The following is a 15,101-nucleotide window of genomic DNA, read 5'->3' on the forward strand; positions in this document are numbered from 1 at the left end:
GAATTGGAAAAATATCGGATAAATGTGTTGACAAAAAACAATTGTGTAACTAATATAGTTACATCTTGTCTGTTATTCTATACTCTAATTTATTGAAGTAATTGAACAAGGTATAAGCAATTTGAAACATAAAGTGAAACTTCTATTTAATAGGGTTTTTTCTTTATCCCGCGTGTTAGTGGGAAGATAAAAAAGGGGGTTATATGATTGCAAACAGAATTACAAATGAAAGTACAAGTCGCAAAAGATAAGCGAATCATCCTAGCGATTATTCTTGGAAGCTTATCTGCGATTGGTCCGCTTTCTATTGATATGTACCTTCCGGCTTTTCCAGCTTTAACAAACGATTTGCATGCGACAAGCGCACTTACGCAGTTAAGTTTAACTGCATGTTTGTTAGGAATTGCGTTAGGTCAATTGTGGGTTGGTGCATGGAGTGACCGTCAAGGGAGGAAAAAACCGATTGTAATTGGTCTTGTTATTTATGCAGCTGCTTCCTTCTTATGTGCGTTGACACCGTCTGTATGGTTGCTCATTGTATTACGCTTTATTCAAGGTGCAGCCGGTTCAGCAGGAATTGTACTTTCTCGTGCTATTGTGAGGGATTTGTACACGGGATCTGAGCTTACAAAATTCTTTTCTGCTTTAATGCTAGTAAATGGAGCAGCTCCGATTTTTGCGCCTATTATGGGCGGACAAATTTTAAACTTTGCTTCTTGGCACTGGGTGTTCATTGTGTTAGGTGTATTAAGTGGACTTATGTTATTAAGTGTTATTTTTATTTTGCCAGAAACGTTACATGAAGAGAAAAGAACAGCAGGCGGATGGGGAGAGAGTTTATCTCATTATAAACGTTTATTACAAGATCGCGTATTTATGGGATATGCACTTTCTCAAGGGTTTATCACAGCAGCCATGTTTGCTTATATTTCAGGATCACCATTTGTTATTCAGAATATTTTTGGTGCTTCGCCGCAATTATATAGCTTATTTTTTGCGATTAATGGTTTTGGTATTATTATTGCATCTCAAGTTACAGGGCGCCTGGCAGGGCGGATTAAAGAACGTACTTTATTAGTAGCTGGACTTCTCTTTGCATTGCTAGGAGGCATCACTCTTCTTCTTATTATTTTGCTGGCACCTTCTTTAATAGGAGTGTTAATCTGCTTCTTTATTATTGTTTCTAGCGTAGGGATTGTTGGGACGACTGGATTTACGTTAGCGATGCAGAATCAGCAGAAAGCAGCAGGAAGCGCCGCAGCTTTATTAGGACTTTTACCTTTTATATCTGGCGCTGTAGTAGCACCTTTAGTTGGTATTCAAGGAGAACAGACAGCTGTACCGATGGGAATTACAATTGTTTGTTGTCATATCGGTGCAATGCTTAGCTTTATCATTTTAACAAGGCGAAAAAATAATTGAAAGTTTTATATACAATATTGGGAACTTTTTAGTTTGATTGTACGTGTAAGGTTAAATGTGCAGGAAACTTATAGAAGAATAAATAGTAGCTAGCTTTATGAAATTGATGTTAATGAGAATTAAGGTACAATATATGGAGGAGGATTTTATATAGAATTCTCCTTTATACATAGATAGAGGTGAAAAAAGATGATGCTGCAAGAGATGGCACTTCGTATATTTGTAGCTATATTGGCAGGAGCACTTATTGGAACAGAACGCCAGTGGCTTCATCGTATGGCAGGATTAAGAACGAATGCTTTGGTTTCATTAGGAGCATGCTTGTTTGTTTTATTGTCAGTTATTGTGACAGGGGAATCTAGTCCAACCCGGATTGCAGCTCAAGTTGTTAGTGGAATTGGCTTTTTAGGCGGGGGCGTCATTATTAGAGACGGCTTTAGTATTCGTGGCTTAAATACTGCTGCAACATTATGGTGTTCTGCAGCTGTTGGGACTCTTGTCGGAGCAGGTTTTCTAACAGTAGCTATACTAGGGGCGTTTGGAGTTTTATTAGCTAATATTTTCCTTCGTCCAGTTGCATTATTTATGAATAAAAAATCAACTGATAAAATGCCAGAGAAAATGAATTATGTGTTATCTGTAACGTGCTCTAATAAAGATGAAGTGCATATTAGGTTGTTGCTAATGCAAATGCTAAATACAGAAGGAATTGAGTTAAGAGAACTATATAGTGAAGAGATTGAAGAAGGTAAAAAAATAATGATTCGAGCAGTTTTACATTGTGATGCTAAGAAAACAGCTTTTATTGAAAAAGTAGTGAATGGTCTTAGTTTAGAAGCAGGCGTTACAGCTACCGGATGGAAAGCTATTTCTGGACAAGAGGTTGATTAATGTTTTTTTTATAAAATTAAAATAATAAATTTGGTACATGTCAAAGGCCAAATATTTAAAGTGGAAACGCCATCATGAAATGATGAATCAACACATGCACTGTGTTGATTCATTTTTTATTTGAACTTCATTTGAAATTTTTAGATTATTCTGTATAATGTAAAACAAAACTTTTTAAATCCTACAGTGAGGCGGTCAAAGATATGAAGAATGTGAAAGAAATGATCAAAATTGAAGATATTCTCGTTGCGTATAATACGTTAAAAGATGTGATTCGAAATACATCTTTAGAGCGAGATCCTATTCTATCAGAGAAATATCAATGTAACGTATATTTAAAACGAGAGGACTTACAAGTTGTTCGTTCTTTTAAAATACGGGGTGCCTATAACTGTATTAGCAATTTACCGATGGAAGAGTTGAAAAAAGGAGTTGTATGTGCTAGTGCGGGTAATCATGCACAAGGTGTAGCTTATACATGTCATAAATTACAAATTCCAGCAAAGATTTTTATGCCAAATACAACACCAAGTCAAAAAGTATCACAAGTGCGCTTTTTTGGAGGAGATTACGTAGAGGTGATGCTGCAAGGAGATACATTTGATAGTTCTTATGGGGAAGCAGTAAAATATTGTGAAGAGCAGGAATTAACATTTATTCATCCGTTTGATGATCCACATGTGATCGCAGGACAAGGGACGATTGGTGTAGAAATTCTACATGATACGGATTGTACGATTGATTACATGTTTATGGGAATTGGCGGAGGAGGCTTAGCAGCTGGAGTTGGAACATACGTAAAAGGAATTAGTCCTTTAACGAAAATTGTTGGGGTTGAACCAGAAGGTGCTGCTTCTATGAAAGAGGCGTTTGCGCAAGGAGAGGTTGTTAAGCTTCCGCATATTGATTCGTTTGTGGACGGAACAGCGGTCAAACAAGTTGGTTATCTTACATATGAAGTTTGTAAACGTGTACTAGATGACATTGTCGCTGTACCAGAGGGGAAAGTGTGTACGACATTACTTGAACTTTATAATAAAAATGCAATTGTTGCAGAGCCGTCTGGTGCCCTGCCAATTGCAGCACTTGATTTATATAAAGATGAAATTCGGGGGAAGACGGTTGTTTGTATCGTGAGCGGTGGCAATAACGATATTGATCGGATGCAGGAAACGAAAGAGAGATCGTTAATTTATGAGGGACTGAAGCATTATTTTATTATTAATTTTCCGCAGCGTCCCCGTGCTTTGCGTGAGTTTTTAGATAACGTTCTCGGTCCTAATGATGATATCACTCGTTTTGAGTACACGAAGAAGAACAATAAAGATAATGGTCCGGCTCTAGTTGGAATTGAACTTCAGCGAAAAGAAGATTATGAGCCTCTTATTAGACGAATGGAGGAACAGGACGTACGTTATATGGAAATCAATCACAATCCAACATTATTCAATTTATTGATCTAAAAGGGGTATTGAAAATGAATTTAGAAAAAAGAAGTCAGGTGAAGAAGAAATAGCAGAACTGAAAGAGCTTGTGAAAGAATTGCACGGTTCCATCCATCAACTGCAAGTAGAAGTGCAGCAACTGCGGCATGAAAGACCAGTTGTACAAATGAAAAAGGGGATGGAATGGACACCATCGATGATTGGTCAAGTTGGAGGTTTAATTTTAGGCGCTCTTGCAGTTATAGGTATCTTTTGGTGAAAAAGAAAGGTTTGCAGCTCATGCTGCAAACCTTTTCTACATTAAATAACGTAAATAAATATACACGTGTGATAAAAGTAGGGCAACAATGGTTAATGGTAACCCGATTTTTAAGAATTCCATGTAAGAGAAACCATATCCTTCACGTTTTGCAATTCCTGCTACAACGACATTGGCAGAGGCACCAATTAGCGTGCCATTTCCTCCTAAGCAAGCTCCAAGAGATAAAGCCCACCATAGTACTTCAATTTGCGGAGAATCCGGTGAAAGTCCAAGTCCGCTTGCTAAGTTTTGAATAAGCGGAATCATTGTTGCTACAAACGGAATGTTATCAATTGTGGCAGAAGCAGCACCAGATACCCATAAAATTAAGATGGATGCATAGCCAATATCTCCGTTTGTTACATCCAATACTTTCTGTGCAAGTGAGGAAATAAGTCCGATATCAACAAGTGCACCGACAAGAACGAATAAACCTGCAAAGAAGAAAATTGTTACCCATTCAATATGAGCAAATACATCTTCTATCTCGTGTTCTTTTACACCGATTAGCATTAAAAGGACAGCACCAGTCATCGCAATTACAGCAGCATCAACATGAATAATAGAATGAAGAATGAATCCAAGTATTGTTAATGCTAAAATTGATAAGGACTTAACGAGTAAGCTGCGATCACGAATGTAGTCTTTTTCATTTAAAGACATCAGTTTCTGAATTTGTTCGTCTGTTGTTTTTAATTTGTTGCGATACATAACATATAAAATAAGTAATGTAACGGCAGCAATAATGGCAACAATCGGTGCTAAATTCAGTAAAAACGCATTAAAATCAAGATGCTTATTAGCAGATCCAATCATAATGTTTGGAGGATCACCAATAAGTGTCGCTGTTCCGCCGATGTTAGAGAATAATACTTCTGAAATTAAATACGGAACAGGAGCTACCTTTAAAATACGTGTAATCGATAATGTAACTGGTACGACTAATAAAACGGTTGTTACATTATCTAAAAAGGCAGAACCAACTGCGGTTAAAAGGGATAGGAGCAGTAAAATTCGAATTGGTTTTCCGCCGGCTGCTTTTGCAGCTTTAATAGCCACATATTCAAAGACCCCAGATTGACTTGTAATATGTACGAGAATCATCATCCCAATTAATAGAGTAATGGTTTCCCATTGAATATGTGTAGTAAAGGCAGTATGTAAATCTACAATTCCCATAATAACCATAATGGCAGCCCCAAGCAAAGCAATGACAGCACGGTTAATTTTTTCTGAGATAATAAAGCCGTATGTTACTAAAAATACAGCAATGGCAAAGTAATATTGCCAGTTTGCAACTTCATGTGCTGAATGTTCCAATGTGTTCACCTTCTTTTTTAATATCCTATACATAGTTGTGTATAAAATTGTCGAAATACATTCCTCTGCATAAATTTCATTGTAGCAAATTCGCATACAGAAAGAAATGAAAATACAGAACACACAAAAAAAGATATGTAATTTCACATACCGTATTAAAAATAAAAAATAAAAAGCAAAAAAATAGGCAAAGTAATCATTGTCCTCTATTATAAGAGATAGCAATTTACATTATTTTTTCGTAAACTGATTAAAAGAGGTGAAATCCGATGGAAATAATTACAGATACTTCTGTCGTACAAAACGAGATTGAACGTTTTCTAAATAATGATGTATACCTTCATTTAGAAACAACGAACGGTGCATATGCTTCGCATGTAAATGAAAAAACGATGACAGTTGGGGCATTTGTGCGTAATGCAGTAATTCGCTTTGAACGCGGTAAAATTACGGGAACGAATCCATACCGTATTGGTTTAAAAATGGAGCACGGCTGGGTATATGCAGAAGGTGTGACACATTGGGAAATAGATGAGAAAAATCGTCTGTTATTAGCAGGTCATGATGAAAAAGGGCGTCTAGCAGTTGCGCTGCAATTAAGTTTAACGCCATTTGCATAAGGAGTGAGATTATGGAAAGACACGTACTTGTAGTATTTCCGCATCCAGATGATGAATCATTTGCAGCGGGAGGAACAATTCGTCAATATCGAAATAATGGAATACCTGTTACGTATGCTTGCGGAACACTTGGGCAAATGGGACGTAATATGGGGAAAAATGTATTTGCAAATCGCGAAACGATTCCAAGCATTCGAAAGCAGGAATTAGAAGAAGCTTGCCAGGCAATGGGCATTGAAGACTTACGTTTACTTGGATTCCATGATAAAACATTAGAATTTGAAGATGTTGACTTTGTAGCAGATAAAATTGAAGAAGTGATTCGTGATGTGAATCCTTCCTTAATCATCACATTCTATCCAGAGCACGGTGTACATCCAGATCATAACGCATTTGGACGCGCAGCTGTTCGTGCGGTAGAACGTATGCCAAAAGAAGAACGTCCAGTTATTCATGCAGTGGCGATTACGAAAAACCGTGAAGAAGTATTAGGAAAGCCAGATGTAATTAACAATATAAGCGACGTGTTAGAACAAAAGTTAGCGGCGCTTCGTGCGCATCGTTCGCAAACAGAAGCGATGTTAGAAGAGATGGAAGCAAAGCTAAAAAAACAAGACCCAGCGACATTAAAATGGTTACAAGGTGAACAATTTTGGACGTATAAATGGGAATCATAAGCTAGAAAAAATAAATTTTCTAGCTTATGATACATAACGAGATGCTGCAATTATGGCATCTCGTTTTTTGTTAGATAGGCACATTTATCTAATCCCTCTCATACAATACAAGCGAATTGTAGAAAGAGGAGGTAATAATCATGGATTATTCACATGAAGATGTGCATGGAGACTTTCGAAATGGTTATCAATTGAACGGAGAAGTGATTTCTAATGTTGATCCGTATGTTGTGCAAACTTTACAAATGATTGTTGGGAAAAATGTTGTTGTGGATACAATGCGTGGTAGCGTGCATGGGGTATTAAAAGCTGTCAAACCAGATCATATTGTAATTGAAGAAAAGGATACACCTTTCTTTATTCGCATGCAGCAAATTGTTTGGGTAATGCCGGAATAATAATACACATGAAACAACCTTTATCTTTCATACATCAGTAATGATGGAAATGATGAAGATAAGGGGGCTTCATACTGATGATAAAACGAATTGACAAGTTGATTATCCCACTCCCCGACCCGAAGTATGCTGATGCAAACGCAGCGGCTGCGGTGCAAGAATTGTTAGGCGGCCGTTTTGGTGAGATGTCGACACTAAATAACTATATGTTTCAATCTTTTAACTTTCGCGGTAAGAAAAAATTAAAACCATTTTATGATTTAATTGCCAATATAACAGCGGAAGAATTTGCACATGTTGAATTGATTTCAAATGCAATTAATCTTTGCTTAACTGGAACAACGCATGCGGGAGATCCTGATATTGGAACAATGAAAGCTGCGAAAGATAAACGTAATACGCAGCACTTTATTTCAACCGCACAAACTACTCTTGTCGGTGATTCAATGGGAAAAGCATGGAGTGGAGATTATGTGTTTAATAGTGGAAATTTAATACTAGACTTATTGCATAACTTTTTCCTAGAATGCGGAGCACGGACAAACAAAATGCGTGTTTATGAAATGACAGATCATCCAACAGCGAAAGAAGCAATTGGGTATTTACTTGTCCGCGGTGGCGTTCATGTTTTGGCATACGCCAAAGCGTTAGAAGTAGCAACAGGTGTTGATGTGGCAAAAATGCTCCCAATTCCAAACTTATCTAACAAAGTATTCGATGTGGCAAGACGCTTTGAAGATCAAGGTGCCCACTTAAAACTGTACCGTTTTAGTGATAATGATTACACAGACTTAAATAAAATTTGGAAAGGAAAGCACCCGGAAGATGGGCAGCCGCTTCAAGTTATCGATGGCTCCCCACAAGGTGCGCCAATTCCAGACTTAGATGAATTGCCAGAAGAATTTGCCCCAGGGATATCACAGGAAGATTTCTTTGAAATTGTGAGAAGGTTACAGAGATCGGCTGGGTTGTAGGGGAGAGTGTTTGAAAAAAACCCCAACATCTGTTACTAGTGTCAGATAAATTATCATGCTTTATTTTGAATGAAAAAACCGATGTGAATTGGTTTTTTCATTTTTTTGTATTTGTTGATTTTTAATGAATTAAAAATAGCTACGAAAATCATAAGTGTATCGAAAGATGATGTATACCAGAAAGTGAAGTTCAGCGTATTTTAAGCTTGAACACGTAACAAACCATAGCTATACATGCTCATGTTTCATCGAACAAAAAGGAGATTTAGAACGTCGGATTCAAAATGTACAATAAAAAATGTAACATATGAATTTCGAATTGATTCTCATTTTTTCAAACGGTATGTATGGTGAGCATAATTCACGCTGCTGCATCATATAAATTTAATAGCGTCTATGAAAATCATAGAAGTTATTCCAAGTAAATTTATATAACGAGAGGGGGAGTATAAATGAATAAAACGCTTTCTACAAAATTAGTTGTTGCAATTGGAATCGGTTCAGCAATATACGGTGTATTAGGATTATGGGGATTTTCCATTGCACCGAATACTTTCATTAAACCAGCGCTTGCTTTATTAACGATTTTCGGTGCTATCTTTGGACCAATTGCAGCTTTATTAATTGGACTAATTGGTCATACAATCACAGATGCCATTGCTGGCTGGGGCATTTGGTGGGGCTGGGTGTTAAGCTCAGGAATTATTGGTTTATTTATGGGATTTGTCCAAAAGCGCTCTACATTTAGTGTGAAAAATGGAAGATACGGTAAAGGGGATATTATCCACCTTTCTATTACAGGTGTAATTGGTATTCTTTTAGGAATCGTCTTTGCAGGTGTATTTGACATTCTCATTATGGGCGAGCCGTTCGATAAGATTGCTATCCAAGTAGGCGGTGCGATTATCGCAGATGTTCTCGTGTTTTTCATCCTCGGTTTACCAATTGTGTTAGGACTTGTGAAAGCGAATAAAAAGAATACTCAATTAAAGATTGAGAAGTAGGAATATACATATGAAACCGATTATTTCTTTTGAAGATTTCACATTCCAATATAAAAACGTAGCTGAACCGACGATACAGGATATTACCTTTCATATTTATCCTGGCGAAAAAGTGTTAATCGCTGGGCGAAGCGGATCAGGAAAATCTACATTAGCTCATTGTATCAATGGGCTCATTCCTTTTTCTTATGAAGGGACAAGTACAGGAAGTCTTTCTGTATGTGGTATTGACCCTAGACATACGAGTATATTCGAGTTAAGTCAACGTGTAGGAACGATTCTACAAGACCAAGATTCCCAATTTATCGGATTAACAGTTGAAGAAGACGTTGCGTTTGCAATGGAAAATAATTGTGCGGAGCAAGGGGAAATAAAACAAATTGTAGAACGTTCACTTAAAGAAGTAGACATGATCAAGTTTCATTCACATAGCCCTCACGATTTATCAGGGGGACAAAAACAGTCAGTTTCTCTAGCGGGCATACTAGCTACAAACACTGAGATTTTGTTATTTGATGAACCTTTAGCGAATTTAGATTCTGTAAGCAGCCAAAAAGCAATCCAACTTATGAAAAAGATTCATAGACAAACGAATAAAACGATTATCATTATTGAGCATCGCATTGAAGAAATGCTCGATCTCGATTTAGATAAAATTATTCTTTTGGAAAATGGCCGTATCGTAGCAATCGAAGCACCGACTGATCTATTACAAACAAATGTTTTACAAAAAGTAGGGCTAAGGGAGCCTGTATACATAGAAGCATTAAAAACATTGGAATATCCATTCTTGAATGAAGAAGTTTATCCAATAGAAAATATTAATTCTCGTATATTACATGAAACGTTATCAAAATGGATGTTACAAAACCCAATACATACAGCAATGTCCGAAAAAGAATGTATATGTAAAATAGAAAATATCTCGTTTGTATATCCAAACAGTAATTTTGCATTGAAGGATGTATCTATGTCTATATACAAAGGTGAAGTACTCGCTCTTTTAGGAAACAACGGTGCTGGAAAATCAACATTTGCTCATATCATGACGGGAATGAAAAAAACATCAAGGTAAAATTCTTTTAGAAGGAACTGATATTACAACATGGTCAATCCGGAAGCGGGAGAGGCCATCGCTTATGTGATGCAAAATCCTAATCACATGATTACACAAGCAACTGTTTGGGAAGAAGCTGCATTTGCTTTAAAACTGAAGAATGCTTCAGAAGAAATGCAGAAAACAGTAGAAAATGTATTACAAATTTGTGGTTTATATCCATTTCGAAAATGGCCGGTACAAGCATTAAGTTATGGACAAAAAAAGCGTTTAACGATAGCCTCAATTCTTGTTACAAATCCCAAACTTATTATTTTAGACGAACCAACTGCAGGACAAGATTATTTTCACTACAAAGAGTTTATGATGTTTATACAAAAATTAGCGAAACGTGGAATAGCTTTTTTATTCATTACACATGACATGAACTTAGCGCTAGAATACGCAAATCGGGCGATTGTACTACATAACGGAGAAATCATTGCAGATGATGCAGTAACTACCGTGTTGGCAAACGAGCGTATTTTAAAGCAGGCAAACCTCCGTGAGAGCTCACTTACTGGCTTAGCGAAACATGGGAATATACCAATTCCACAGCTATTTGTTCAATCTTATATGGAAGCAAGGAGGGGGGATCATTCATGAGTAAGATGGGGACACTATATATAGAAGGCAAATCATATTTCCATCGTATGGATGGCGCTGTAAAACTAATCCTATTTATTATATGGATGATTCTCACATTCCTATTCTTTGATTTTCGTATTTTATTATGCTTATTTCTAATCGGATGCATACTACTAGGCATCGCAAAAATTCCAACGCGCAGCATGTTGATTATTTTTAGTGTTATTTTCACATTTAGTATTTTGAATTCCATCATGATTTTACTCATTACCCCAACACATGGATCGGAGCTAACCGGTACATATACGTCACTTCTCCATATTGGCTATGCAACTATTACACTAGAAACTCTTTTTTATGCAATGACACTATCATTAAAATATTTTACCTTATTACCATTTACACTTATCTTTATTTACACAACACACCCGGGTCAATTTGCAAGCAGCTTAAACAAAATTGGACTGCCTTATAAAATTGCTTATGCAGTTAATATTGCACTGCGCTACATTCCGAATATACAAACGGAATACGAACTCATTAAACATGCACAGGAAGCAAGGGAATTCCATTTCATAAAGGAGAAGCAACTCTTTTTCAACGCATTAAAAATCGAATGACGATTTTTTGGCCGCTTGTGATACATTCATTGGATCGAATTGATACTGTTTCGAATGCTATGGATTTACGCGGTTTTGGAAAAAAGGAGAAGCGAACATGGTACTATAGGACGAAAATGCAGCCTCTTGATTATATGGCTATTCTTATTGGGATTTGCATTTTGATTATTGCTATTTATTTGAAACTCACAATTTTTTATTCGTTTTGGTATCCTTTATGAGCATTAAATGAATATTTGGTGGCTTGCGTATAATAGATGACAAACGAAGATAGGGTATTATCCAAGTCAAAGAGTACTAGTTTTATATCTTGTAACATGTGCTTGCTCCTTTTAAGTCCTCCTTTTTAAAGAATTAATCGAGTCTATTAATGCATTCTTTACTTTGATTTTAGTATAATTGATATAGTTATCAGTAGGAAATAATTTCAAAAGGGGGAGTTGGTTTTGGAAAGAGTTAACGTGGTTTCAGCTTTAATTTATGATGATAATGAGAATATATTAATAGTAAAAAACATAAAGGGTGATTCTTTTTATTGGAGTCTTCCGGGCGGAGCAGTTGAAGGAGAAGAAACCTTAGAACAGGCTATAATCCGTGAAGTAAAAGAAGAAACGGGATTTAACGTTGTTGTTACCGGGTTGAGTTCCGTTAGAGAAATGTTCTTCGAAGAAAGAGGTCATCATGCTTTAATCATTACTTTTCATGCAAAGATTATTGATGGTGAAATAAACATTAATGATCCTGATAATGATATTGTTGAAGTAAGGTGGGCAAATAGTGAATCAGTAAAGGAATTGATGCCGTCCTTATTTGAGAGGCTAAAAATAAATTCTGATAGTAATAAAACACTGGCTTTTTATGCATTTGAAGGTACCAAATAAAATCGAGAAAAGGTTTTATTATTGATAAAAGAGTAGGATACATAGGGATTTTGTTGCAAACATAAGAGAATCGTTCCTTTTGATTGGTTTGGTTGTGGTGACTTGATTATATCAGAAAAAGGCGATTTATATACAAAGGAAGAGGCTGCCCAAAAGTTTTACTCTTGGGACAGCCTCTTTCACTATATAAAGGGAGTGGAACCTATTTTACACCAACTGCATCATATGACTGCTTCACGGCTGCCACTTCTGCAGAGTTTGCGCCGTATAAATCAGCTGCTGCTTGTACTAAGGCAGCACGCGCTTGACTAAAAGTTGCAGATTCAGTTAAGTATAGTGTATTTGCACGATAGTAAATTGCACCTACTTTATCTTTACCAACGCCATTCACTGTTACACCATAATGTGTACCGCCATTTGCTAATAAGTAAGCAGCTTTATTGATAATACCGCTATTTGTATGAACGCCGCCATTATCGCTCGTTCCAGTATAACGTTTAGAGTAATGATCTGGGTCACCATATTTTGTTGGATCGCTCATAGAACGAAGCGCATCCCCAGCTTTACCAGGTGTATAAATATCTTCACCAACTTCCCAATCTGGATTACGGTTATCATAGTATTCTATTAATGTTCCAAAGATGTCAGAGAATGCTTCATTTAACGCACCAGACTCACTTTGATAAATGAGGTTTGAACTATATTCTGTCACGGCATGTGTTAACTCATGTCCGACAACATCGATACCACCGGAAAATGCAATAAATGTAGATCCATCTCCATCACCATAGACCATTTGCGATCCATTCCAGAAGGCATTGTTATAATTTTTGCCATAGTGAACCGTAGATTTTAACGGTGCACCAGCATCGTTATAAGAATTGCGGTTAAAGGTGTTTTTGTAATAATTATATGTTACACCTGCATAATAATGTGCATCCACTGCCGCTGCATCGGATTTAGCATTAAAGACGTTATCTGTATCTGCCCATAACGTTCCCGGCAATCTTGTTCGGTTATTTCCATTGTATGTGTAAATTGTTGCACCGTGTGTATTATCTTGTAAATAATAACTAGATCCAGAGAGTGTTGTATTAATAGACTTTGTATCGCCTAATACCCCTTTACCGGTTCCTACTGTACTTGTACCTGTTACAGGTTTACTTGGAGCCGTATTGTCATTTGTTGCATTGTGGATTGTATTATATTTGTTTAAAACTTTACCGCTATCAGCTTCAATGAAATAATAATAGTTTCCTGGCTCTGGATCTAAGAAATTCAATTTTACAACATATGCATATGTTGTTTCCTCACCATTTTGATATACATATAAGTCCGCAGACGGCTCTACTTCATATTTTGGGGTAAATCCTAAATCTTTTTGTGCGATTGCAATCGCTTTTTTTCCTTCAATTTTATTTTTGTTCTTCAATTTCTCTTTCTTATCTAAATCAGGTGCAACTGTTCCTGATACAACCTTTAATACACCATCTTTCCCAACATGAGCTACTTGAGTAGATCCCCATACTGGTACACCTTCATATATTTGCTGTAAACGGATAACTGTTGCTTCTCCAACAGGGTCTTTTATAATCTTTTGTACTTTAAAGGATTCTTCTGCACTTTTTTCGCCTAGTTTATAATCTTTTTTAGCAGTGTTTAAATAATCAAATACAACAGATTCTGCCTTCTTTCCTGATGCACTTGTTAGATTGCCCGATACAAACTCTGGAGACTGTACCGTCTCATTATATTTCTTTGTGGAAAGTACGTTCTTTGAATCTGCAAACGCAGAGCTTGTCCCTCCAAATGTTGTCACTGCCATTCCAGCTGCTAACACAAGTGCTAGACTCTTTTTCTTCATCATTTTTTCCCCCTAACAAAAATTTTTAAAAGAGAGTAGCTTAATGGTAGCATTAAGTTTCTATTATTAGAATACTGAAAATTCAAATAATTTATTTCTCAAGTTTTCTAGAATTTTGATGAACAATAAAAAAAACAAGAGTAAAAAAACTGATTCGAAAAGTCGTTTTTCAACGACATTTGATTCAGCTTCTTTATTGTTTAAGTATCCATTAAGATTGATTGGTTATTTGCTTAATAATCAATAGATAGATTCTATTTAATAAGGGGTACTCCTTTAAAAAAAGGAAAGATAATAATAGTTAAAGATATAACTAATGTACAATTTGTTTTCATAGCTTTAGATAGGAATCTTTACATAGTGTATAGAATATTCCAAAACAATCTTATTTTTTATGTTGTAAAGGAGATGTTGTAATGGAAGTAACTATTCGTCCCGTTCAGATACAGGATGCTAGCGCAATTCATCATATTTGTATACAAGATTCGGTTTTACCATATATGGTTTTTATGCCAAGTATGCGAGTGGATGCTATGGAAAATAGAATTCGTAACTTAGGACATAATCAATTTGAATTTGTTGCGGAGTTTGATGGTAATGTTGTTGGATTTGTAGGTTTAACGCAAGGACAAGGACGAAGATCGCATTCGGGAGATATATTTATCGGTGTAGATAGTGAATATCATAAAAAAGGAATTGGGAAAGCATTACTCACAAAAAATTCTCGATCTTACGGACAATTGGCTAATGCTTGAAAGGGTAGAACTTGGCGTTCTCGAAACAAATCCTGGTGCACAAGCGTTGTATGAAAAATTTGGATTTATAGAAGAAGGAACAAAGAAGGGGAGTTTAAAAGCAAACGGTAAATTTATTGATGAAATTATGATGAGTCGCCTTCGTCCAAATGGTCTGGTTATGCAAGCGTGATTATTGTGTAATTACAATAAAGTCATAGACTAAGCAAGAAAAAGGTATAGGCTACATTCAAATCCTCATCATA

At 36.3% G+C, this 15,101-nt stretch carries 11 protein-coding genes and 4 pseudogenes; 13 read left to right on the plus strand and 2 right to left on the minus strand.

From position 1 onward, the window contains the following. Positions 1 to 225 precede the first annotated feature (225 nt). From ACEWFJ_RS11300 to ACEWFJ_RS11315, 4 genes and pseudogenes are all read left to right on the plus strand, one after another. Positions 226 to 1,422 (plus strand): multidrug effflux MFS transporter, encoded by a 1,197-nt coding sequence (locus ACEWFJ_RS11300; protein ID WP_429721242.1) that lies wholly within the window; start codon positions 226 to 228, stop codon positions 1,420 to 1,422. Between the two features lie 189 nt (positions 1,423 to 1,611). Continuing rightward, positions 1,612 to 2,313, plus strand: a complete 702-nt coding sequence (locus tag ACEWFJ_RS11305; RefSeq protein ID WP_473692216.1) for an MgtC/SapB family protein — start codon at positions 1,612 to 1,614, stop codon at positions 2,311 to 2,313. A 203-nt stretch (positions 2,314 to 2,516) separates the two neighbouring features. Beyond that, positions 2,517 to 3,776, plus strand: a complete 1,260-nt coding sequence (gene ilvA, locus ACEWFJ_RS11310) for a threonine ammonia-lyase IlvA (protein WP_473692218.1) — start codon at positions 2,517 to 2,519, stop codon at positions 3,774 to 3,776. Positions 3,777 to 3,790: 14 nt separating this feature from the next. Continuing rightward, a pseudogene (locus ACEWFJ_RS11315) lies at positions 3,791 to 4,017 on the plus strand (hypothetical protein). Between the two features lie 36 nt (positions 4,018 to 4,053). On the opposite strand, the gene ACEWFJ_RS11320 reads toward ACEWFJ_RS11315, so the two are convergent. Continuing rightward, positions 4,054 to 5,475 (minus strand): ArsB/NhaD family transporter, encoded by a 1,422-nt coding sequence (locus ACEWFJ_RS11320; RefSeq protein ID WP_473692220.1) that lies wholly within the window; start codon positions 5,473 to 5,475, stop codon positions 4,054 to 4,056. A 173-nt stretch (positions 5,476 to 5,648) separates the two neighbouring features. On the opposite strand from ACEWFJ_RS11320, the gene ACEWFJ_RS11325 reads away from it, so the two are divergent. The 8 genes and pseudogenes from ACEWFJ_RS11325 (at position 5,649) to ACEWFJ_RS11360 (ending at position 12,237) form a co-directional block, all read left to right on the plus strand. Then, positions 5,649 to 5,999, plus strand: a complete 351-nt coding sequence (locus ACEWFJ_RS11325) for a YojF family protein (protein ID WP_098310188.1) — start codon at positions 5,649 to 5,651, stop codon at positions 5,997 to 5,999. Positions 6,000 to 6,010: 11 nt separating this feature from the next. Next, positions 6,011 to 6,676, plus strand: a complete 666-nt coding sequence (gene bshB2 / locus ACEWFJ_RS11330; protein ID WP_440603913.1) for a bacillithiol biosynthesis deacetylase BshB2 — start codon at positions 6,011 to 6,013, stop codon at positions 6,674 to 6,676. 140 nt (positions 6,677 to 6,816) lie between these two features. Further along, positions 6,817 to 7,074, plus strand: a complete 258-nt coding sequence (locus ACEWFJ_RS11335; protein WP_473692222.1) for a YuzF family protein — start codon at positions 6,817 to 6,819, stop codon at positions 7,072 to 7,074. 77 nt (positions 7,075 to 7,151) lie between these two features. Then, positions 7,152 to 8,048 (plus strand): manganese catalase family protein, encoded by an 897-nt coding sequence (locus ACEWFJ_RS11340; RefSeq protein ID WP_473692224.1) that lies wholly within the window; start codon positions 7,152 to 7,154, stop codon positions 8,046 to 8,048. Positions 8,049 to 8,500: 452 nt separating this feature from the next. Beyond that, on the plus strand, positions 8,501 to 9,052 hold the full coding sequence (locus ACEWFJ_RS11345) for an ECF-type riboflavin transporter substrate-binding protein (protein ID WP_473692226.1): 552 nt from the start codon (positions 8,501 to 8,503) through the stop codon (positions 9,050 to 9,052). A 10-nt stretch (positions 9,053 to 9,062) separates the two neighbouring features. Then, positions 9,063 to 10,754: pseudogene (locus tag ACEWFJ_RS11350) on the plus strand (energy-coupling factor transporter ATPase). A 5-nt stretch (positions 10,755 to 10,759) separates the two neighbouring features. Further along, positions 10,760 to 11,577: pseudogene (locus ACEWFJ_RS11355) on the plus strand (energy-coupling factor transporter transmembrane component T family protein). Between the two features lie 225 nt (positions 11,578 to 11,802). Then, positions 11,803 to 12,237: an NUDIX domain-containing protein gene (locus tag ACEWFJ_RS11360; RefSeq protein WP_429718050.1), complete on the plus strand. Its 435-nt coding sequence runs from the start codon at positions 11,803 to 11,805 to the stop codon at positions 12,235 to 12,237. A gap of 202 nt (positions 12,238 to 12,439) precedes the next feature. Here ACEWFJ_RS11360 and ACEWFJ_RS11365 read toward each other — a convergent pair whose 3' ends face one another. Beyond that, positions 12,440 to 14,101: a M4 family metallopeptidase gene (locus ACEWFJ_RS11365; RefSeq protein WP_473692452.1), complete on the minus strand. Its 1,662-nt coding sequence runs from the start codon at positions 14,099 to 14,101 to the stop codon at positions 12,440 to 12,442. Positions 14,102 to 14,517: 416 nt separating this feature from the next. Here ACEWFJ_RS11365 and ACEWFJ_RS11370 point away from each other — a divergent pair. After that, positions 14,518 to 15,028: pseudogene (locus ACEWFJ_RS11370) on the plus strand (GNAT family N-acetyltransferase). Positions 15,029 to 15,101: the final 73 nt, after the last annotated feature.

It is taken from the genome of Bacillus sp. EA-CB0995 (assembly GCF_055814245.1).

What these genes read in the sequence shown, in the direction of transcription:
- ACEWFJ_RS11300 (WP_429721242.1), top strand. Translation starts at nt 226, where the DNA reads ATGAAAGTACAAGTCGCAAAAGATAAGCGAATCATCCTAGCGATTATT.
- ACEWFJ_RS11320 (WP_473692220.1), bottom strand. Translation starts at nt 5,475, where the DNA reads ATGCGAATTTGCTACAATGAAATTTATGCAGAGGAATGTATTTCGACA.
- ACEWFJ_RS11305 (WP_473692216.1), top strand. Translation starts at nt 1,612, where the DNA reads ATGATGCTGCAAGAGATGGCACTTCGTATATTTGTAGCTATATTGGCA.
- ACEWFJ_RS11335 (WP_473692222.1), top strand. Translation starts at nt 6,817, where the DNA reads ATGGATTATTCACATGAAGATGTGCATGGAGACTTTCGAAATGGTTAT.
- ACEWFJ_RS11325 (WP_098310188.1), top strand. Translation starts at nt 5,649, where the DNA reads ATGGAAATAATTACAGATACTTCTGTCGTACAAAACGAGATTGAACGT.
- ACEWFJ_RS11340 (WP_473692224.1), top strand. Translation starts at nt 7,152, where the DNA reads ATGATAAAACGAATTGACAAGTTGATTATCCCACTCCCCGACCCGAAG.
- ilvA (WP_473692218.1), top strand. Translation starts at nt 2,517, where the DNA reads ATGAAGAATGTGAAAGAAATGATCAAAATTGAAGATATTCTCGTTGCG.
- ACEWFJ_RS11365 (WP_473692452.1), bottom strand. Translation starts at nt 14,101, where the DNA reads ATGAAGAAAAAGAGTCTAGCACTTGTGTTAGCAGCTGGAATGGCAGTG.
- bshB2 (WP_440603913.1), top strand. Translation starts at nt 6,011, where the DNA reads ATGGAAAGACACGTACTTGTAGTATTTCCGCATCCAGATGATGAATCA.
- ACEWFJ_RS11345 (WP_473692226.1), top strand. Translation starts at nt 8,501, where the DNA reads ATGAATAAAACGCTTTCTACAAAATTAGTTGTTGCAATTGGAATCGGT.